At 46.4% G+C, this 20,791-nt stretch carries 20 protein-coding genes and 3 pseudogenes; 11 read left to right on the top strand and 12 right to left on the bottom strand.

Going from position 1 to position 20,791, the window contains the following annotated elements; all coding sequences use genetic code 11:
* Nucleotides 1-65: 65 nt before the first annotated feature.
* Both AC566Q_RS00850 and AC566Q_RS00845 read right to left on the bottom strand, forming a co-directional pair.
* On the bottom strand, nt 66-632 hold the full coding sequence (locus AC566Q_RS00850; RefSeq protein WP_474829213.1) for a YceI family protein: 567 nt from the start codon (nt 630-632) through the stop codon (nt 66-68).
* A gap of 22 nt (nt 633-654) precedes the next feature.
* Nucleotides 655-1,182 carry a cytochrome b gene (locus tag AC566Q_RS00845; RefSeq protein ID WP_014951191.1) on the bottom strand — a complete coding sequence of 176 codons (528 nt, stop codon included), beginning with the start codon at nt 1,180-1,182 and terminating at the stop codon, nt 655-657.
* A 457-nt stretch (nt 1,183-1,639) separates the two neighbouring features.
* Here AC566Q_RS00845 and AC566Q_RS00840 point away from each other — a divergent pair, with 457 nt between their 5' ends.
* Both AC566Q_RS00840 and AC566Q_RS00835 read left to right on the top strand, forming a co-directional pair.
* Entirely contained in the window at nt 1,640-1,873 is a 234-nt protein-coding gene (locus AC566Q_RS00840) for a hypothetical protein (RefSeq protein WP_014977718.1), read from the top strand.
* A 43-nt stretch (nt 1,874-1,916) separates the two neighbouring features.
* Complete coding sequence (locus tag AC566Q_RS00835) at nt 1,917-2,171, top strand: CBS domain-containing protein (RefSeq protein WP_499612744.1); 255 nt, start codon at nt 1,917-1,919, stop codon at nt 2,169-2,171.
* Here the strand turns inward: AC566Q_RS00835 and AC566Q_RS00830 are convergent.
* The 3 genes and pseudogenes from AC566Q_RS00830 to AC566Q_RS00820 all read right to left on the bottom strand — a co-directional run.
* Nucleotides 2,143-2,382 (bottom strand): annotated as a pseudogene (locus AC566Q_RS00830) (RNA polymerase sigma factor); the annotation flags it as partial. The gene AC566Q_RS00835 and the pseudogene AC566Q_RS00830 sit on opposite strands and share 29 nt — an antisense overlap.
* A 143-nt stretch (nt 2,383-2,525) precedes the next feature.
* Nucleotides 2,526-5,114: a TonB-dependent receptor plug domain-containing protein gene (locus AC566Q_RS00825; RefSeq protein ID WP_202264406.1), complete on the bottom strand. Its 2,589-nt coding sequence runs from the start codon at nt 5,112-5,114 to the stop codon at nt 2,526-2,528.
* A 309-nt stretch (nt 5,115-5,423) separates the two neighbouring features.
* Nucleotides 5,424-5,564 (bottom strand): annotated as a pseudogene (locus AC566Q_RS00820) (thioredoxin domain-containing protein); the annotation flags it as partial.
* Nucleotide 5,565: 1 nt separating this feature from the next.
* Between AC566Q_RS00820 and AC566Q_RS00815 the strand changes: the two are divergent.
* The 6 genes and pseudogenes from AC566Q_RS00815 to AC566Q_RS00790 form a co-directional block, all read left to right on the top strand.
* A pseudogene (locus AC566Q_RS00815) lies at nt 5,566-6,213 on the top strand (MFS transporter); the annotation flags it as partial.
* Nucleotides 6,214-6,478: 265 nt separating this feature from the next.
* Nucleotides 6,479-7,348 (top strand): tyrosine-type recombinase/integrase, encoded by an 870-nt coding sequence (locus tag AC566Q_RS00810; protein WP_483414985.1) that lies wholly within the window; start codon nt 6,479-6,481, stop codon nt 7,346-7,348.
* Between the two features lie 10 nt (nt 7,349-7,358).
* Entirely contained in the window at nt 7,359-8,540 is a 1,182-nt protein-coding gene (locus tag AC566Q_RS00805; RefSeq protein WP_241155730.1) for an IS91 family transposase, read from the top strand.
* 469 nt (nt 8,541-9,009) lie between these two features.
* Complete coding sequence (locus AC566Q_RS00800) at nt 9,010-10,524, top strand: transposase (RefSeq protein WP_069945706.1); 1,515 nt, start codon at nt 9,010-9,012, stop codon at nt 10,522-10,524.
* 246 nt (nt 10,525-10,770) lie between these two features.
* The gene (locus AC566Q_RS00795) at nt 10,771-11,637 is read left to right on the top strand and encodes a transposase (protein ID WP_499611482.1); all 867 of its coding nucleotides are present in this window, start codon (nt 10,771-10,773) and stop codon (nt 11,635-11,637) included.
* Between the two features lie 318 nt (nt 11,638-11,955).
* Nucleotides 11,956-13,035 carry an alkene reductase gene (locus AC566Q_RS00790; RefSeq protein ID WP_024024787.1) on the top strand — a complete coding sequence of 360 codons (1,080 nt, stop codon included), beginning with the start codon at nt 11,956-11,958 and terminating at the stop codon, nt 13,033-13,035.
* Between the two features lie 72 nt (nt 13,036-13,107).
* On the opposite strand, the gene AC566Q_RS00785 is transcribed toward AC566Q_RS00790, so the two are convergent.
* Nucleotides 13,108-13,338 carry an LPD1 domain-containing protein gene (locus AC566Q_RS00785; RefSeq protein WP_499612742.1) on the bottom strand — a complete coding sequence of 77 codons (231 nt, stop codon included), beginning with the start codon at nt 13,336-13,338 and terminating at the stop codon, nt 13,108-13,110.
* A gap of 36 nt (nt 13,339-13,374) precedes the next feature.
* On the opposite strand from AC566Q_RS00785, the gene AC566Q_RS00780 reads away from it, so the two are divergent.
* Nucleotides 13,375-13,725, top strand: coding sequence for a hypothetical protein (locus AC566Q_RS00780; protein ID WP_499612741.1), 351 nt, complete (start codon nt 13,375-13,377; stop codon nt 13,723-13,725).
* A 91-nt stretch (nt 13,726-13,816) separates the two neighbouring features.
* On the opposite strand, the gene AC566Q_RS00775 is transcribed toward AC566Q_RS00780, so the two are convergent.
* From AC566Q_RS00775 to AC566Q_RS00755, 5 genes are all read right to left on the bottom strand, one after another.
* Nucleotides 13,817-14,788 (bottom strand): acetyltransferase domain-containing protein, encoded by a 972-nt coding sequence (locus AC566Q_RS00775; RefSeq protein ID WP_499612739.1) that lies wholly within the window; start codon nt 14,786-14,788, stop codon nt 13,817-13,819.
* Nucleotides 14,789-14,864: 76 nt separating this feature from the next.
* A complete protein-coding gene (locus AC566Q_RS00770; RefSeq protein ID WP_499612737.1) occupies nt 14,865-15,584 on the bottom strand; it encodes a DUF4198 domain-containing protein in 720 nt (239 codons plus the stop codon).
* 229 nt (nt 15,585-15,813) lie between these two features.
* Nucleotides 15,814-16,476, bottom strand: coding sequence for a DUF799 domain-containing protein (locus tag AC566Q_RS00765; protein ID WP_499612735.1), 663 nt, complete (start codon nt 16,474-16,476; stop codon nt 15,814-15,816).
* Nucleotides 16,476-16,826 carry a DUF4810 domain-containing protein gene (locus AC566Q_RS00760; protein WP_499612734.1) on the bottom strand — a complete coding sequence of 117 codons (351 nt, stop codon included), beginning with the start codon at nt 16,824-16,826 and terminating at the stop codon, nt 16,476-16,478. The genes AC566Q_RS00765 and AC566Q_RS00760 overlap by 1 nt, the downstream gene beginning before the upstream one ends.
* 7 nt (nt 16,827-16,833) lie before the next feature.
* On the bottom strand, nt 16,834-17,520 hold the full coding sequence (locus tag AC566Q_RS00755) for a CsgG/HfaB family protein (protein ID WP_499612732.1): 687 nt from the start codon (nt 17,518-17,520) through the stop codon (nt 16,834-16,836).
* Nucleotides 17,521-17,768: 248 nt separating this feature from the next.
* Here AC566Q_RS00755 and AC566Q_RS00750 point away from each other — a divergent pair, with 248 nt between their 5' ends.
* Nucleotides 17,769-20,123 carry a fatty acid cis/trans isomerase gene (locus tag AC566Q_RS00750; RefSeq protein ID WP_499612731.1) on the top strand — a complete coding sequence of 785 codons (2,355 nt, stop codon included), beginning with the start codon at nt 17,769-17,771 and terminating at the stop codon, nt 20,121-20,123.
* 14 nt (nt 20,124-20,137) lie between these two features.
* Here the strand turns inward: AC566Q_RS00750 and AC566Q_RS00745 are convergent, their stop codons facing one another.
* Nucleotides 20,138-20,278 carry a hypothetical protein gene (locus AC566Q_RS00745; protein ID WP_499612729.1) on the bottom strand — a complete coding sequence of 47 codons (141 nt, stop codon included), beginning with the start codon at nt 20,276-20,278 and terminating at the stop codon, nt 20,138-20,140.
* 301 nt (nt 20,279-20,579) lie between these two features.
* Here AC566Q_RS00745 and AC566Q_RS00740 point away from each other — a divergent pair, with 301 nt between their 5' ends.
* Nucleotides 20,580-20,762, top strand: a complete 183-nt coding sequence (locus AC566Q_RS00740) for an oxidoreductase-like domain-containing protein (protein ID WP_499612727.1) — start codon at nt 20,580-20,582, stop codon at nt 20,760-20,762.
* Nucleotides 20,763-20,791: the final 29 nt, after the last annotated feature.

The raw sequence follows: 20,791 nt of genomic DNA, 5'->3' as shown, positions 1-20,791 counted from the left end.
AAAAGCCCCATGTTTGGGGCTTTCTTAAATCATAAATTTAGTTCGCTGGGACTAAATGTAAATAGCTATTGTTTCACGCCTTCAACGTGAAGCTCTAATTCTACCGTTTGCGACGCTGGGCCTAAATCATAGTCGATGCCATAATCTTTAAGTGCAATCGTCGTTGTGCCCATAAAGCCTGCACGATAGCCGCCCCATGGGTCTTTGCCTTCGCCAATCTTTTTGGCTTCAATTGTAATAGGCTTTGTTACACCATGAAGCGTGAAGTCACCCATTACATCCATCATGCCATTGCCTTTATCGACAATTTTTGTGCTGACAAACTTCGCCTCTGGAAAGTCGTCAACGTTTAAGAAATCGTCGCTTTTAAGGTGCTTGTCACGCTCTGCGTGGTTTGAGTCGATACTGTCGGTATCGATAGTCACCATAATTTTTGCTGCACCAGGTGCTGCGTCGTCGTAACTAAAAGTACCTTTAAAATCGTTGAAGCGACCAGTAAGCCACGAGTAGCCCAAGTGTTGAATTTTAAAGTTGATAGACGCGTGGGCGCCTTTGCTATCAATCACATAATCTGCGGCGTTAGCGGTGCTTAAAGACAGCGCAGCGGCCAGGGCAAGTGTTAACTTCTTCATCATTTCTCCTTTCTTCTCAATATCATCGAAGCCGTAACATCTGCTTCAGTGTGTCATCGTTACTAATAAAGTGGTGTTTCAGCGCAGCCAGCGCGTGAATGATTGCCAATACAATCACTGACCACGCAATATAAAAATGGGCCTCTCCTGCAATGTCTTCTTGATTTTCAAAGAACTCGCCCATTGCAGGTACAGAAAACCAATTAAATACGTCGATGCTTCTTCCATCGGCCGTTGAAATTAAATAGCCGCTCGCGAATAGCATGATAATCAAGGTGTACAGAAGCCCATGACCTATGCGACTTAACCTTTTTTCTAACGGGGTGCCATGTGACGGCGGCCGTGAAGTAACAACGCGCGTGACTAAGCGAATAACAGTGATGGCAAGCAAAATTAATCCAACACTCTTGTGCCAATGCGGTGCCGTCTTATACCAGTCGCTGTAGTATGTGAGGTCGACCATCCACAGCCCTGAAGCAAACATGCCGACAATGGCAATGGCAGATATCCAATGCAAAATAACTATAGGTCTGGACCATCTTGGTTTCATATCACTTCCGTTATTACTTACAATCAGGTTGGTTAGACCTTCAGTTAATCGCGTTATCTCAACCGCTAGATGACTGCTGAAAAAACACCTTATGGATCAGTTGAATCTAGTGTATTTCTAATTACGTTGGCTAAACATCACATTTAATGGGAGTGTTCGTTCTTGTTTTTAGAACGAATGTACAGCAAACAACCCACCAAACCTGAGTCGCGACACGGTTAGTTTTCGAAGGCGCGTCGTTTAATGGTCGATAAAATGCGCTAAACACCTCTATTAAACGCGCTAAATACTCTTATAGTTTAAATAGGCAGTAACAAAAGTGACTGCTTTGCTTCAATGTTGTTTAGTTCAGTAGAGGTTGTACGCTTTGCGCGTTTCGTACGTTTTGTTGGCCGTTATTCTGCCAGCGTTATTTTCATCACTAGTATCCGTCTCCGTATTGGGAGAGGGAAGAAGTGTGCAAAATATTGCGGGGCAGTCGAACAGTGCAAATACGCTCTCAACCCTCATTAGCGAATGGGAAAGCTCCGCTTTTGAAGTATCTGACGACGACATTGATGATGGCATTTCGTTTGTCGACATCACCAGCGGCTTGGAAAAATACCGGTTTTCGGCTGGAAAAACGATTGATGCAAAAGCCTTTACTAGGCAGCGCGATAACATTATTCGAGGGCCACCTTCTTTCACTTAATCATTAAAAAACTGAATTTTTTATTTTTGATTAGGAGAAAGGTATGCACGCCTTAAATCTATATAAAACCGAAGCTATCGATACATTGGCATGGCCGGTTGTTGAAAACACCATTACTGTAAAATCATCTGCTATGGCGGTCTTCACTGACTTTAAGCAGCACTTACCACACGTTATTGATGCTCGAACTCCAGCGACGAAAATAGAGTCGATTATGCGTCAGTCTCATGTTCGTATGATGCTGGTGGTAAACAGTGAGAACCGTTTCATTGGTATTGTGACCAGTCACGATGTTTAGCAATATGATTCAGCGCCAAGTTGCGCGCTGTCTTGAGCATGTAAGTACGCTCGTACTGTATTTCTTGTTTTAATTCGGCCTCGTAGCTTTTTATGAAAGCTTCTTGAACGATATCTTCAATGTCGTCGGCGCCAACAATAGAACCTACCGCACGCATTAATTTCGAGCGGTATTTTAAAAAGGTTTCAGCTACTGTCGACTTTCTCGTCATAATTTTAAAATGTTTGTGTTTCGATTTGCTTACAACGGCATTCATAATGCCATGTTTTGGTTTTTTTTCACGTTTTTATCGGCGGCTATTACGCAAACATAGGCCGAAAATATATAAGGGGGCCTAAGCCCCCTTGCTATTACTTAGAAAGTGTAAACACCTCTTAGGTAATAGAACCCACCGTTAATACCGATAGGTGATGTTGTCGGATACGCTGAGCCGGCAATCTGTGCATAGGTGATACCACCTGCATCAGTATTGTTTTCGTCAGGGTATTCATCAAACGCGTTCTTCGCACCTACAGTTACTGTGAACTCTTCAGTAAAGTTATATGCCACTTCAAAGTCGAACGTAATTTCAGAACCTACTTTGTCAATTGGCAATGCAGAATCTAGGTGATCTTCGAAGATGCTACCGTAGTAGTTCATTCGCGCAAGGAAACGCCAGTCGCCATTAGTGTGGTTGGCCGTTGCACTGTAACGTACTGCTGGAAGGTTGTCTTCTAGCATGCGAATACGGAAGTCAGAGATATTATCCGACGCGCGGTCAACTTCTGTCGATGTCCAGTTATATGCAAGTGAGAACTTGGTTTCACCGCCCATCATATCCATCGAATAGTTTGCTACAACATCAACACCTTCGGTTGTAGTGTCAAAATCGTTGGTGAAGAAGCTGATTTCAGAGAAGCTAGATGCATCGCTGATACCTTGAGCAAGTAGCGTTGCAATATCTTCTTCAGTCAGAGCAATACCCGACGCTGTACTAATACGGTCAGTTAGCTCAATGTTGTAGTAGTCAGCGGTAATGAACAGGCCATTATCGAAGTCAGCAACAACACCGAATGTGATGCTCTCAGACTCTTCAGGTGTTAACTGCTCACCACCTTTAAGTTGAGATACGGGATCCGTTGGAGGAAGCGTTGCACGGTCAATCAACTGGCCGCCAGTACCGAATGCTGTAGTAACGTTACGTACGTTGCTTTGGCCAAGTGTTGGTGCTTTGAAGCCTGTAGAGAACGCACCACGGAACGCGATGTTTTCAAGGGCCTGCCAGCGGAATGCAATTTTACCTTTTGTGGTGTCACCAAAGTCAGAGAAATCTTCATAACGCAATGCACCAGCAAGCATGAAGTTTTCAGTGATATAGGCTTCTGCATCGATGTAAAGCGCAATGTTGTTGCGCGACACACGGCCTTGACTATTGGCCGCTAAGCCAGGGAAACCATTTGAGCCAATGCCAAAACCTTGTGTCGCCAACGGACCTATTTCATAAGATGCAGTATCGCCTGCAAAGCTTTCGTAACTTTCGTTTCTATACTGGAAACCTGTTGCAACGAATAGCGGTTCGTACAAACCAATATCGAACGGTTTTGTAAAATCAATATCAAGCGTTTGTTCAGATTGCGTGTATCGACCAGGGCTGAACTCAAACGGTGTATCTGGACCTAACGACGGGTTGATAGTGTTGCTAATAGCAAAATCAACTTCGTTTTGGCCTAAGTTTAAGCTCACGTCATAGGTGATATCATTGTCTAGCTCGCCTCGTGTACCGAATACCAACGACATGTCAGTTACTGTACCACCAAAACGTGGTGTGAAACCGCCAGGTAGAATTTCGTTAAATGCGAAACAGTCAGGATTATTCTGAACTTCGTTAATGTAACGCGGGTTTTCTAAAACGTTGTCCCCTACTACGATATCTGTTGGACAGTTACCCGACATATCGCCTGTTAAGTCGCCAACAAGCAATAGTTGTTCGCCTGCTTCGTTTGTACCACCGTCGTTTACACCGCCACGGTTGTGAGGGTTACGAAAATAGAAACCACCTTCAACTTCACGCTCGGCAAAGTTACCAAACATGTAAGCTTCCGCTGTGTTAGATAGCTCTAACCCTAGGTTAGCGAATAGCTTGATGTCGTGCTTGATTTCAGGAGAACCCCAGATTTGCGCAGGGTCAGCAACAAACGTGTTGCCCGCGTCAATCAGACCAGCAGCATCTGCACGCTGAACACTACGCGACGTATCGTCTGCTGTACGGTATTCCGCAGATAAATTAACAAAACCTTTGTCAGATAGTGGTAGGCCAATGTTACCCGCCATCTGAATCATGTCGCCGTCGCCTTCGTAATATGAGCCATAGCGAGCTTCAAATGAACCGCCTTCAGACGCATCATTTAGCACGAAGTTGATTACACCAGCGATAGCATCAGAACCGTACTGAGCCGCTGCACCGTCACGTAGTACTTCTACTTGCTTTAATGCTGCTGCTGGAATAACTGAAATATCAGGGCCTTGAGCACCATCAGACAAACCACCACCTAAGAATGTAATTACCGCAGAACGGTGGCGACGTTTACCATTTACCAATACCAACGTGTGGTCCGACGCCATACCGCGAAGGTTAGCTGGACGAACTAGTGTTGATGCATCGTTGATTGGCTGGTCGTTAACGTTGAACGAAGGAACAACGGTTTGCATCATAGATACCATATCAGTGGCACCCTGCTGCTTAAACTCTTCGTCTGAAATAATGTCAATTGGTACTGCTGAATCAGCAACTGAACGAGGCGCTGCACGAGAGCCTACTACCGCTATTTGCTCATAATCTTCAGCTTTAGCACTGTCTTCTGCTTCTTGCGCGTAGACTGGTGCCGTAGCCATTACTGAAAACGCAGCTGATGCAGCTAGTACGCCGCGCACGTTTTTGGTCAATAAAGACAAGGATGTATTCATGGTGGTTTCCCGAATTTTCTCTTCTACCTTGCTTGTTTTTTTGTGTGCCAAACATAGGTTGAGAGTGGTTGTTATTTTGTACCTTCAACACTGACTGATACGTCGTCAGTTGACTTTTTATAGAACGCAAGATGTTAAAAAACAAACCTTTTTCGATAAAATAAAAATATTTTTTCATTGCATAGAGGATTTGTATTTGTGACCTGTCTATATAGTTTTTACGGGAATTTATGTGCGGTATTTTCGGGGCGTTTTAACCAAAAAAGCCGACTAAAAGCCGGCTTTTCAATCAAGTAATTAGAACTTCATTTATTCTGCTTCTTTGTACTTTGCAGCGGTTTCTTTAATAAGAGGTTGAAGTTCATTTTGCTGGAACATTTCGATAATAATATCGCAACCACCAACAAGCTCACCTTCTACCCACAACTGTGGAAACGTAGGCCAATTAGCGATTGATAAAACGCACAACAAAGTCCGCCCTATCGTATGGGTGGGTTTAGGCCTGGCAGCGTTTCAGCAACTGGTGGGTATCAACGTGGTATTTTACTATGGCGCAGTACTTTGGCAGGCAGTCGGATTTTCCGAATCAGATGCTTTGTTAATAAACGTACTGAGCGGTGCTATTAGTATTGCTGCCTGTATTATTACCTTGCTGGTGATCGACAAAATTGGCCGAAAGCCACTGCTTAAGTGGGGCTCCATCGGCATGACAGTCACCCTTGGGATTATGGTTGTAGCGTTCTTAAACGCCTCTCAAGGACCGGACGGCAAGCTGATCCTCGGAGACTGGGGTACAACAGCTCTGGTAGCGGCAAACCTTTACGTGTTCTTCTTTAACATGTCCTGGGGACCGGTAATGTGGGTTATGCTGGGCGAAATGTTCCCCAACCAAATCCGTGGTTCAGGCCTTGCAGTGAGTGGCTTGGTGCAGTGGACTGCTAACTTTATCATTACCATTACCTTCCCGATACTGCTTGCCGGTATTGGTTTAGGTGGCGCATATGGCATTTATGCCATCTTCGCGTTCCTTTCGGTTATCTTTGTTGTGAAGTTTATCAACGAAACCAAAGGCAAAGAACTGGAACAAATGCAGGGATAGCAGTACCCACTCCCGCACTGTTTACAATTACAATAATCAGTGTTGCCAGCGCTTCTGCGCTGGCTTTTTTATGTCTGCCTATCTCTGCAAGCAGAATAGCCAATATCAGAGAGCGATATAGCTCTAAACTGATAATGGTCACTGGACTAAACCGCTCCGCGGTAGTAGTGCCGCCCCCACCTCATTAATTATATTCTGATCTCGTTCTCCGCTTCTAAGCTGAAGGAAGGGCAATGTCGCCCTGAATTCACTCAGGAGTGAAACCATGAGTTACTTTGAAGGATCCAACCCCATACGCCAACGCATGATTGAAGATATGACCATGCGTAGGCTCAGTCCTAAAACGCAAATAGGCTACATCAGAGGCGTGAAGAAACTCGCTACCTTTTTGAAACGCTCGCCAGAGGATGCCACGGCTGAAGAATTGCGCCAATTCCAACTCGCATTGGCCGAGCAAGGTACATCTAACATCACCATCAATGCCACGTTATCGGGTTTAACGTTCTTATTCCATAAGTCCTTGAATCGACCTGATGTGATGCTCAAAGTCAGCACCGTGCCGGTGCCAAGGAAGTTGCCGACGGTCTTGAGTAAAGAGGAAGTCAAGCAACTGATTGATGCCACACATAGCATCAAATACAAAGCTGCCTTCTCGGTCGCTTATGGGGCGGGGTTGCGGATTGGCGAAGTGGCGATGTTGAAAGTGACGGATATCGACAGTTCTCGCATGCTATTGCGCGTTGAGCAAGGTAAAGGGAAGAAAGACAGAATGGCAATGTTATCGCCAATGCTGTTGAGTACACTTCGCCAATGGTACAAACATGCCAAAGCGCATCACCTAATGCTACCGGGAGGGTGGTTGTTCCCAGGGCAGAATCCGTTAAACCCTATTGGCACCCGCCAACTCAGTCGGGCCTGCCAATCTGCGTGTCTGGATGCAGGACTGAATAAAAAAGTCTCCATGCACACCTTACGGCACAGTTTCGCCACGCACTTACTGGAAGATAAAGTCGATATTCGTATCATTCAAACGCTGTTGGGGCATAGTAAACTGGAAACCACTGCGCTGTATGCACAAGTCGCCAGTAAACTCTTGCGTGAGGTGGTGAGTCCGTTAGATACACTGGCATTGTGAGCGTGACGTTATGTCGAGTTGTTCACGGCCACCGCTTGAGGTGGCGGATGTGTTTCGTCTGTCTGGTACGCAGTATAAAAGCGCTCAGCATAGGCATTTAAGCTTAGCGCAACTGAAAGTGATGTCAGCCATTGAGCGTTGTCGAAGTGCCCAATTAGGTGCTCATCACCTGCACTGCGAACACTGTCATACCGATGCCATCGCATATAACTCCTGCCGTAATCGTCACTGTCCGAAGTGCCAGGGGTCAAGCGCCAAACGCTGGTTTGCAGCCAGAGAGCAGCAGTTGTTACCCGTAGAGTACTACCATGTGGTGTTTACCTTACCTGGTGAGGTAGCACAACTGGCCTTTTACAATAAAGCACAGATGTATCAGTTGTTGTTTAAAGCCGCATCACAAACGCTACTGACCATTGCCGGTGATACGCGACACTTAGGCGCTGAGGTTGGCACCACTATGGTGTTGCATACGTGGGGCTCCTCGATGATGCATCATCCTCATGTGCATTGCATTGTGCCCGGTGGCGGGCTGGATAAGGCTAAGCAATGGAAAGCGTGTAAAAAGGGCTTCTTCTTGCCGGTCAGAGTGTTATCACGCTTGTTCCGCCGTTTGTATATGCAAGGCGTACGTGAGTTATACGAATCGACGCAGTTACTGTGCTTCGGGGAGTTGACGCAGACCAGTGGCTTTGAACACGCCGGGCACTTTATGGCATGGTGCAAACAGCAACAATCCATGGAATGGGTGGTGTATGCCAAACCGCCGTTTGCAGGACCACAAGCGGTGCTGAAGTACCTGTCGCGTTATACGCATCGTGTAGCGATTGCGAATCGCCGACTCCAATCCATTGATGAAACACATGTCTCGTTCACCTATAAGGATTACCGGCGCAAAGGAAACAACATGCACCGGACGATGCAACTGACGTGTGACGAGTTCATGCGTCGATTTTTATTGCATGTCTTGCCAACCGGGTTTCATCGTATCCGGCATTATGGGTTACTGGCCAGTAAAGCCAAACTCAATATGGCCAGACAAGCCTTGCACGTAGCACCGCCACCAGAAATCAAAAATCCTGCCAATGAATCGAAGGCAGACTCAGCCCCCTTCGTGTGCAGGCAATGTCAATCACCGATGAAGGTGTCGGGGCTCAGGCTACCTGCATACTTACCAAGAGCGCCCCCTAAATAGGCGGGGTGCTTAAAGAGATAAAAAAAGCGCCTTTACTGGTGAGGATGATGCTTTACCTGAAACGCTATAAACCCCATGACAATGAATAGAACGAGACAACCGAGCTGAATAAAAACGTGAAAATCAGATGCAAATAGAAACAAAGCACCACTGGAAACACGTGATCTTGGCGATCATCCTCTACAGCAGACTCATATCCACCATCGAAATCCCCATAGCCAAACCACAGGGGTAACATCCCGCGGTTTCGTCCACCGAAGATTATCTGATATCTGCCCGAGAGTAGGACATCAAGGTGGATCTGAATGGAGGGCAGATAACTGATAATCTAAACAGCCGCGGACGTTAGCTGGATTACGGTCTAAGGACAGCTTTGTACGTTTTTCGGACCTTGAGACTATAAATTTCCCACCCTATTGATCAGTAGATTTACATTAAAATCATATACACACTGTGATGCCAATTCAAGATAAAGGCGCCATTGCTAGTAACTCACTCTCATACCTATAAACGACATCGTCCAGAGCAGACGTTACTGTATCAATTGGTCGAACGCCACTACCCAGAATTTCAGAAGCAGCTTTCACAAAAAGGGAAGTCGTTACCACTTCATGTGGTAAAAGAGTTTGAAGAGTTTCTTAGGTGTGGTCGGCTTGAGCATGGTTTTTTGCGTGTAGTTTGTGACGACTGCAAGCATGAGAAACTGCTGGCGTTCAGCTGCAAACGCAGGGGATTTTGCCCAAGTTGCGGTGCAAGAAGGATGGCAGAAAGTGCCAAGTTGTTAGTTGAAGATGTTCTTCACGGTTACCCTGTACGCCAATGGGTATTGAGTTTACCCATCCCGCTTCGTCTACTTCTAGCTAGGTATCCCAAACACTTAAGTAAAATCATGCAAATCATTCATCGTGCTATTTCTTGCGATATTGTGCATCGGGCTGGGTATCTTAAGAAGCAAGCAAACACAGGAGCGGTGACTTACATTCAGCGATTTGGTAGTGCACTGAATCTCAATATTCACTTTCACATGCTCTTTTTGGAAGGCGTTATCACTCAGGAGTGTGGACAGTCCAAATTCAAGTGCGTTAAAGCACCAAACCACAATGATATGGAAACCCTCGTGAATGTCATTAGCCATCGCATCGCGACCTACTTGGAGAAGGCCGGGCTCGTTCAACGGGATATGGACAACACATTTCTCGATTTACCCATGGATGACGAAGATAGTTTACTGCCCTTGCAAGCAGCCTCTGTCAATTACCGCATTGCTGTAGGACCAGATACAGGCAAAAAAGTCTTTGCCTTGCAAACCTTACCTGCCAAAGACGAACAACATTACGGTCAATTAGCTCAAATAAACGGTTTTAGCTTACACGCTGGGGTGTTTGCAGACAGCCATCAAACTGACAAACTGGAAAGGCTATGCAGATATATCTCAAGGCCAGCGTTAAGCGAGCAACGATTGAGTCTAACCGATTCAGGAAAAGTAAGATATCAACTGAAAACTCCCTATCAAGACGGTACCACACATGTCTTTTTTACTCCCTTGGATTTCATAGGCAAGCTCGCGGCACTGGTGCCAGTGCCGAGGCTAAACCTTACGAGGTTTTATGGCGTGTTTGCTCCCAATGCTAAGGTGCGTGCCGAGGTAACGGCTTCACAACGCGGTAAGAATAGCCCTCGCTTAGCAGAGCATCTGAAAGATTCAGATAAACCATACCATGCGCGAAGCATGTCGTGGGCACAAAGGTTAAAAAGAGTATTCAATATTGACATCACAGTCTGTGAGGCTTGTGAAAAAACCAACGTCAAAATTATTACTTGTATTACGGATCCGGCTGTTATCCATAAGATTTTGGCGCACCTTGACAAGCAGACTCTTCTTGAAGCAAAAAACGATTCTCTAATGCCGCCACTTCGAGCTCCACCAGCCACAGCCTCATTCAGTGACTACATCATTCAACGCGACTTCGATTTTGGCGCATGAAGCACAAAAAACAGACCATCACTTGAACATGCAACATGTTGAGGTAAGGGCTTTCACATATCTCATTGCGGATTTCAGTACCAAAGACCAGTTATATTGCGTCTATCTTGATGACAACTACTTCACTGATTCCTGAAAAGTACCCATTTGACACACGTGCAACTGGCCTTAAATACAGCTGACACAGTGGGTAGTACATAGCGTTAATATTTCTTATAATCAAACCACAATGATATGGAAACCCTCGTGAATGTCATTAGCCATCGCATCGCGACCTACTTGGAGAAGGCCGGGCTCGTTCAACGGGATATGGACAACACATTTCTCGATTTACCCATGGATGACGAAGATAGTTTACTGCCCTTGCAAGCAGCCTCTGTCAATTACCGCATTGCTGTAGGACCAGATACAGGCAAAAAAGTCTTTGCCTTGCAAACCTTACCTGCCAAAGACGAACAACATTACGGTCAATTAGCTCAAATAAACGGTTTTAGCTTACACGCTGGGGTGTTTGCAGACAGCCATCAAACTGACAAACTGGAAAGGCTATGCAGATATATCTCAAGGCCAGCGTTAAGCGAGCAACGATTGAGTCTAACCGATTCAGGAAAAGTAAGATATCAACTGAAAACTCCCTATCAAGACGGTACCACACATGTCTTTTTTACTCCCTTGGATTTCATAGGCAAGCTCGCGGCACTGGTGCCAGTGCCGAGGCTAAACCTTACGAGGTTTTATGGCGTGTTTGCTCCCAATGCTAAGGTGCGTGCCGAGGTAACGGCTTCACAACGCGGTAAGAATAGCCCTCGCTTAGCAGAGCATCTGAAAGATTCAGATAAACCATACCATGCGCGAAGCATGTCGTGGGCACAAAGGTTAAAAAGAGTATTCAATATTGACATCACAGTCTGTGAGGCTTGTGAAAAAACCAACGTCAAAATTATTACTTGTATTACGGATCCGGCTGTTATCCATAAGATTTTGGCGCACCTTGACAAGCAGACTCTTCTTGAAGCAAAAAACGATTCTCTAATGCCGCCACTTCGAGCTCCACCAGCCACAGCCTCATTCAGTGACTACATCATTCAACGCGACTTCGATTTTGGCGCATGAAGCACAAAAAACAGACCATCACTTGAACATGCAACATGTTGAGGTAAGGGCTTTCACATATCTCATTGCGGATTTCAGTACCAAAGACCAGTTATATTGCATCTATCTTGATGACAACTACTTCACTGATTCCTGAAAAGTACCCATTTGACACACGTGCAACTGGCCTTAAATACAGCTGACACAGTGGGTAGTACATAGCGTTAATATTTCTTATACTCACCTACAGACTTAGGATAAATCTTGCAGTGAGTTGAATTACGTTACTGCGGTGCTATCTAGTAGTCATTGATAAATTAACTTCCAAAGGATTTTAGAATGTCTAACTCAGCTGAAGCTTTGTTTACACCAGTCAGTCTTGGTGAACTTGAACTACCAAACCGTTTTGTCATGGCGCCGCTAACACGCTGTCGAGCGATTAATCATCAACCTAATGAGCTGATGGCTAAATATTACGCTCAGCGCGCTTCTGCCGGTTTGTTGATCACAGAATGTACAATGGTTACCGAAGGTACTTCTGCATTCGGTAATGACCCAGGCATTTACAGCACTGAGCAAGTTGATGGCTGGAAGCTAACCACAGACGCGGTACACGCAGCGGGTGGTAAGATTTTCATGCAAATATGGCATCCAGGCCGAGCTGCACATCCAGCCTTAAACAACGGTAAGCCTTCTGTATCTTCCAGCGCTATTGCAATTGATGGCGAGATTCATACACCTGAAGGCAAGGTTCCGCATGCTACACCAGAAGCATTAACAACAGAAGGTATCGCGGCGATCGTTGAGGATTTCCGTAAAGGTGCTGAGAATGCCAAGGCTGCTGGCTTTGATGGCGTTGAAATTCATGGTGCCAATGGCTACTTAATTGACCAGTTCCTTCGTAATAGCTCTAACCAGCGCACTGACGAATACGGCGGCTCTATGGAAAACCGAGCCCGCTTTTTAACCGAAGTCATTGAAGCTGTTATTGGTGTATTTGGTGCAGGACGTGTCGGCTTACGCTTATCACCACTTAATAGCTTTCAAAGCATGAAAGACAGTGACCCTGTTGGTTTGACAGAGTTTCTAGCGAAGCACCTGAGCCAATATAATCTGGCGTACTTGCATCTGATGCGTGCAGATTTCTTGGGTGTGCAACAAGCGGATGTGGTTCGTGTTGCACGAGAAAATTACAAAGGCCATTTAATGGTCAATATGGGATATTCTGCAGAAGAAGCCAGTGCTGCCATTGAAAGCAAAGACACTGATACGGTTGCTTTCGGTACGCCGATCCTTGCGAACCCAGATTTTGTAGAACGTACTCATAAAGGTGCCGAGTTGAATACACCGGATCAAGATACTTTCTATACATCAGGTCCTGAGGGTTACGTCGACTACCCTACTTTGCATTCTGTCTAAAAAGTAAAAAGCTGCTTAAAAAAGCTGGCTGAACTGACCCCTAGTAGTTGGACATTCCAACTACTAGGTTTTTTATGTCACATGTTCACGTTGAAGAGCGGCGCCAAGGACACCAAAGTATTGGCTAAACATTTCATTAATAATAAGTCGCTGATCCCCCTTCGGGTAAAGCCCGAGCTGAGCTTCATCCGAGAGGAGAGAGCCTCGAACTAAAAATTTATTCCTTGGTACTGAATCCTCAATATAGGCCTCAAAGGCTCGTGCACACATCTCTTCAGGGCGTGAATAATAGAGAGCCCCCAAACGATCATCTGTATCTTTACTGCTCCCAATGCTAAGGTGCGTGCCGAGGTAACGGCTTCACAACGCGGTAAGAATAGCCCTCGCTTAGCAGAGCATCTGAAAGATTCAGATAAACCATACCATGCGCGAAGCATGTCGTGGGCACAAAGGTTAAAAAGAGTATTCAATATTGACATCACAGTCTGTGAGGCTTGTGAAAAAACCAACGTCAAAATTATTACTTGTATTACGGATCCGGCTGTTATCCATAAGATTTTGGCGCACCTTGACAAGCAGACTCTTCTTGAAGCAAAAAACGATTCTCTAATGCCGCCACTTCGAGCTCCACCAGCCACAGCCTCATTCAGTGACTACATCATTCAACGCGACTTCGATTTTGGCGCATGAAGCACAAAAAACAGACCATCACTTGAACATGCAACATGTTGAGGTAAGGGCTTTCACATATCTCATTGCGGATTTCAGTACCAAAGACCAGTTATATTGCGTCTATCTTGATGACAACTACTTCACTGATTCCTGAAAAGTACCCATTTGACACACGTGCAACTGGCCTTAAATACAGCTGACACAGTGGGTAGTACATAGCGTTAATATTTCTTATACTCATGGAAGGCGGGTACTTGGTATAATTAATAAATGACATTACCGTGTGAACGGCATCCTGCTGCACTTCCCAGGGCAACACCTCACCATAGATATTAAAGCCACGCAAAATAAGCAATAAACCCCACATCCCCAAGGCTAGTTTAACCAGCGTGGATTGACGTTTAGCACCATCTACAGCGCGAGAATAAAGAGGTCCCATGCAGTAGCCCAGTAAGATAACGCCAATCCAGGGCAATACCGGATAAGAAGCTTTGATTTGGAACGCACCGGAATCAAAAATAATGCCCCGGTCATGTAAAATCGCCCACAGAGTGAAGCCACTTTCACCTGGCGCAAAGCTGATTGGGCTAAGCAGATTATGGCCACAGACAATCAGTAAACCTAAAGCAAAAACCGCTTTGTAAGGCAGTTTATGTAACACTGACAATGCAATCATGCTAATGCCAATCGCCCACATGACCTGCAGATATAACTTGTCATACGTCCCAAACCATAACCAGTTGATGATGGCGATCTCTACAAACACAATAAAAAGACCCCGCTTAAACAAAAACGGCGTTGCCGAGCGAGGCGCTTTATTGTGTGGATGAGAATATAGCCAGGCTGACAGCCCGGTTAAAAACACAAACACCGGTGCACAGAAGTGAGCCGTTGTGCGGGTAAAAAATAGTTCCGGACTGGTCGTTTCCAGATCCATCGGATCACTCACATTCTGATGGAAGAAGAATCGCTCCCGCACATGATCAACCAACATAAACAACATCACTAATCCACGCAGGATATCAATGGATGCAACCCGTTTTTTTATCACCGCGGTGGGTGTTTGTGCCTCAACACTCATGTTTTCACCTTTTTACAGCTCGTTGGCTGGCCTGGCCAGCCTGGTCTTATTATTGTTTTAACTTAACGTTTTGTTATCACTCTGGCTCATGGGGCAAAATGAACGACAGGGTCGCCAGTAATTCATATTTATCGATGATTTTCGGACGGTCTGTAGGCGCATCAAAAGTAGCTACTACAACATTTAAGCCCTGATTTCTTACCGGCAGGGTAACCATACCATTGTTATCAGAGACCGTAGCTTCGGCATCGGTGTCGTTAATAAAGTCGGCTTTTACCATGGCGCCGGCAACTGGCTTACCTTTATGCAAAACCTGGTAAGTTTGCATTTCACCCAGCAACAGCGGAAAACTATCACCCACAGGCACAATTTGCAGCACCTGGCTATCCAGCTTTGGAATTTTACGCAGCGGTCCGCGCAGGAAAACAGCATATTTGATGGTTTCTTCACTTAATATGGCATCAGGCACCTCATCGCGTCCCTTGCCAATCCAATGCCCTTCGCCGGTATTACTCCAGACACCGTTGTTCATTACAGCAGCCAGCGCATCATGCTTACCTTCCACGAAGACCATGGGGTCATACACTTTTAATTCTGCATCGACTTCCTGCCATTGCTCGTTGAATGCTTTAAACGTAGTGATCTTAGGCAACCTCTTAACGATTCTCAGATCATCGGCGCCAACCCCATATACCAGGGCCGTTTTTTGCACGCGTTCAGCAAAGTAAATACCGTGGGCATAAACTGAACAACACGTCACCAGTAATGCACTCATTATTCCCAATTTTTTAATCATGTTTCCACCCTCTGTACTTTTTATTTAATGCCATAGGCCAAGCCATGGCGAGCTTAGATTTATAGTACTGGAGGTAATCTGGCAGATTGATGTAATGAGGCAGAGTTTTGCAGAATATTTGGTTGAATTACTCGCCTGTGAAGCAATTTCCATTAACAACGCTGACAACAAATAAGCAGAAAAACAGGGCCCCTGAGGGTTTGAGACCATGTTTATCAAAGTAAGATGCCTACGGCTCGGTTTGTTTGGCTTTATCCGAACGCGGGCCGGGCAGCAATCCATTGCGTGCTTTGGTTGATAGCAACCGAGCCGCTGTAATCCCCGCCACGTCAAAGCCGCGGTCGGTAACGGTTTCGATGATCTGGGTTAGCGCCGCCTCAACCAGCATGCCAAGCAGGCCGTTACTGTTTGCGCCACGGCTTTCACCACTGGAAGCACTTGCAGCACCCTGCCACAACAGCTGGCCGGTTTGTAAGTCCACCAGTCTGGCCTCTGCCGATACGGTGGTATCGCTGGCCAGCACCGCATAGGAAGTGCCGTAGTCACGAACAGTAATATACAAGGCAGCATCGGCACCGAATATCTCATGCAGTTTTTGGTAACTAATGGCCTGTGCGTCTTCGGCAACTGTCATGCCATTGGCAATAAACGTTTGATTAACTACCGCTACCGGAAACACATAGTAACCGGCCTCAGCAATGGGCCTGACGATTTGCGCCATCATCCCGTAAGGTGCCATCACCTCAGGTGTGTGGTTAATCGGCGGCATCACCAGTATTGAAGCCGGTTCAGCAGCACGAAAAGCGGTGTAATCATAGCTGGCTTTGGGCGTTGTCTGACAACCGCTAAGCAGCGTAACAGCAGCCACAACCGTTAAAAGTAAGCGGAGCATCACTGTACGCCCCTCTGGTTAGCCAACAGAAAATCAATGTAGCCGGAAGACTCAGGAAACAGCTGCTTTTCTGTAGCAAAGTGCATCGCTCCATTTACCCCGTCGCCTTGCTCAAAATACAGCATCCCAAGGTGGGCGTGCACGCCCGGCGCCACCCTAAGCCCGGAATTAGCGGCCTTCTCGATGATAATTTCCAGCGCATTGATTTGCTCATCAATGGTGGTCTGATCGTTTTTAAAATAATGATAAACCGCGGTTTGGTAACCACCATAATAGTACATCGGTTTCGCCGAAGACTGGCATCCGGCCAGCCCAATAAGGGCAATAACTGCCAACCCTACCCGTATCATCCGGCAACTACTCCTGAGGCTGGAACTGGCCGCTTTCGATACCTTTTACCAGATTATTGATGGCTTCGCGAATAGACAGTTCCAATACCTTGCCATTAAGGGTTGCGTCGTAACCGGCGGTACTGCCAAAGCCAACCACTTCGCGTTCAGACAGGCTGTATTCCCCTGCACCGCTAACCGAATACACTACCTCAGTAGTCTGGGTATCAACAATATTGAGCGTTATACGGGAGTAAGCAATTTGTGATTTGCCTTTGCCTAACAGGCCAAACAACTGTCGGTCACCTTCGGTTTTACGGCCAAACTCCGTCACATCGCCGGTAATCAGATAGCGTCCGCCAGCAATTGATTGCTCTTTACCGGCGTAGCCGGTTTCTTCAGACAGCATTTGCATATTGTCTCTGTCGAGTACCGAGAAACGATTAGTTTGCTGAAGGTGGCTGATTAATATCGTTTTGGCCTGGGAGCCGAGACGGTCGGTACCATTTGAAAAAATGCCGTTCTGAAAGCTTGACCGGTTAACGAACTTACCCACAACCACTTTGCTTTTTACCCCGTTATAAGCGGTGTTATAAGATTCTACCTTCGGCGAATCAATCACCCGTGAGGACTGCTGCGTGGCACAACCAGAAAGCAACATAACGGCAGCCATCATAACGACAGCCGATGACTTGCCAAAAACGTTCATTGTCATTTTCGTATCCTTAAAAACGTACACAAGAATAGGGTGCAAAGCCTGATTATACTGCTCAAACTGTTAAGGCAATATGGCAGATTTTAATGCCAGCAGCGTAAAGCCCGGCTTGTCACAATTCAATCGAAAAAGTGTAAGAAAACGCATCTGAACTCAGCCTTAATAAAGCAGGTTCAGGTTGCACGGGTATAATGACCCAAAACCAGTTATTATCTGTGAGGTAGCGAATTCGTAGTGAGATAGGTTGCATGTCAAAACTAATAAAAATCACCTGCCTGTTGCTGTTAGCCTGCGCCATTGGCTGCACCCCGGCCATCATCGAACAGGAAAGTGTAACCTCCCCCTACGATACTCCCCCCACTGATCCGGACAATACCTTTAGTCAGACTGTACAGCCTATTCTCGACAAACGTTGTGTGGTGTGTCACGCCTGCTACGATGCACCCTGCCAGTTAAAACTCGGCAGCTACGAGGGTATTACCCGCGGCGCCAATAAAGCACCTGTATATCATGGTGACCGTCTGCTGGCCGATAGTCCCAGCCGCCTATTTATTGATGCGCAAAGCCCGGGCGAATGGCGTGGCAAAGACTTTTATCCGGTACTCGATGAAGTCAGCGAATATAACAACCAGTTGGATAACAGCGTGCTGGCCTCCATGCTGGCGCTCAAGCAATCTCATCCCACCAACACCGGCGCCCCCCTTGGCGATAACTTTGAGTTTGATATTAACCGCGAGATGCAATGCCCGACCATTGGTGAATTCCCCGCTTATCAGAAGGATCATCCGCAGTGGGGCATGCCCTACGGTTTACCGGCCATTGCTCAGCAGGAGCATGAGCAAATTATGGCCTGGCTGCAGGCAGGCGCACCGGCCTCTGAATCAGCCCCCATACCTGTCGGTGATCAACAGGGCATTGCAAAGTGGGAAGCCTTTTTGAACCAGGACTCGTTAAAGCACAGGCTGGTTGCCCGTTATTTATATGAACACCTGTTTATTGCCCATATTTACTTTGAGGATAAACAGGGCAACACCCGGTTTTATTCGTTGCAACGGGCATTAACACCACCGGGCGAACCTTTTACCCCGCTGGCAACCCGGCGCCCTTTCAGTCCGCCCTTTAGTAATCAGGACAACAGCGATAATCAACGGGTTTACTACCGCTTTATGCCGGTCAAAAACACCATTGTCAGTAAGTTACATATGCCGATCAGGCTGGATGAGGCGCGCATGGACAAGTGGAAGAGCTGGTTTATTGAGCCCGAATATGAGGTTTCGGAATTACCCGGCTATACGCCGGAAGTCGCCTCTAATCCCTTTGTGGCTTTTGCACAAATTCCGGTATCGTCTCGCTACCGGTTTATGATTGATGAAGCCCAGTACACCATTATGCAATTTATTAAGGGGCCGGTTTGTCGCGGTCAAATAGCCCTCAATGTCATCAATGACCATTTCTGGGTAATGTTCTTAAACCCGTCCAGTAACATTCTGGAACACCAGGATGCCTTTTTGCGCGATGCGCGCAATACCATCAGCATGCCCGCCGAAGCCCAATCTAACGCCATGCCTACCAACTGGATAAAATACGCCAAACAAGAGCGGGAATATCTGGAGGCGCGTAGCCAGTATATTATCCAACATGCTCAAAACAAAGTGCCACTCGATTTGGACATTATCTGGCAGGGCGACGGCGAAAATGACAATGCCGGCCTGACTATTTTACGCCATTACGATGCTGCCACGGTGGTAAAAGGCTTTATAGGTGAGCGCCCACAAACGGCATGGATTATTACCTACCCGTTGTTTGAGCGAATTCACTACTTACTGGTCGCAGGCTACGATGTCTATGGAAATGTCGGCCACCAGTTGAACAGCCGTATCTATATGGACTTCCTTAGAATGGAAGGAGAGTTTAATTTTCTGGCGTTGTTGCCGGCGCAAACCCGCCAGAAGGTGTGGGATAAATGGTATCGTGGTGTGGTCAGTCCGGTGGAGAAATATGTTGCCGATGGCCATCAGTTAAATGGTGAAACGGCCATGACATTCGACACCGACGACCCTCTCAATGAATTATACCAACAGGTTAAGCAACATCTGGCTGATGTGCTGAGCCCGCGCCATGAACTTTCTAACGGCTTCACCGACAATACCAGCTTAACCGCACTGGAACATATTACCTCTACCAGCGGCATTGCGGCCTCGCTGTTGCCTCAGAGCAGCATCGTGCTGATAGAAGATGAAAACGGCGCGGTGAAGCATGTTTATACCTTGCTGAGCAATAACGCCTATACCAATATCTCGCATATTATTGCAGAAGATGCCAGACGCCTGCCACAAGAAGATACGCTGACCTTGGCTTACGGTTTTGCCACATCACACCCTAACGCCATTTTCCATCTGGCCACGGAACAATTACCGGCCTTTAGTGAGCAGATCGCCGGCTTGCAAAACGCAGCCGACCTACAACGATTATACGAAGCCTTCGGCGTAAGACGCACCGCCGCTAATTTTTGGCAAGTCAGCGATATCATTCATCAGTGGTATCGCCACACTTATCCACTCGAATTTGGCTATCTGGATTACAACCGGCTGATTAACTGGTAAACCATAGCAGGCAATCAGCCACCAAATACTGCCAGCTCTATGATAGCCAGGGCTGCCACACCACACAGTGCGCAGTACATATTGGGGTCACGGAGCTTTTCCTTAAACCAGTGATTAAATTTACCAGACAGTGGCTGTGAGATTACCCTGGCCATCGCTGCATACCTCTTAGTTTGGTGAAGGTCTTGTTAGCCTATTAACATAAGTCAACATTTAATTAACATGGCACCCTAATTCAATCTTCATGTCAATATCATGAAACTCCATAACTCTGGTAACCTAAAAACAAAATAACAATAAAAATCAATTACTAATGATAAATAAGCAAAGTAAAACGAGCCATTAGAATGATGCGAACGGCTATTAAATTTATGGAAAATGGGTTATGGAGGATATCATTTTGGATTATTTGTAAGTGCAACTAAGTAACGACATACTGGGCATTACGGAGGCTTTATGAACACAATTCCCCCCGAACCAGAGAAACCTTTACCCAGTGACTGCTGTGGCGGCGGTGCCTGTTGTCCTTGTGTATGGGACTATTATTACGAAAAGCTAGCCGAATGGCGGGAAGCAAAACGGGCGATAGAAACCCAGACAGCAGTGACAGAAGACAGTGCTGCGCAAAAGCCTCGTTAACGTTGCAGCAGAGGAATGGCTTAAAAACT

The sequence above is a fragment of the Alteromonas sp. H02 genome (genome assembly GCF_059682525.1).
This window is presented reverse-complemented; position numbering and strand designations above follow the sequence as displayed.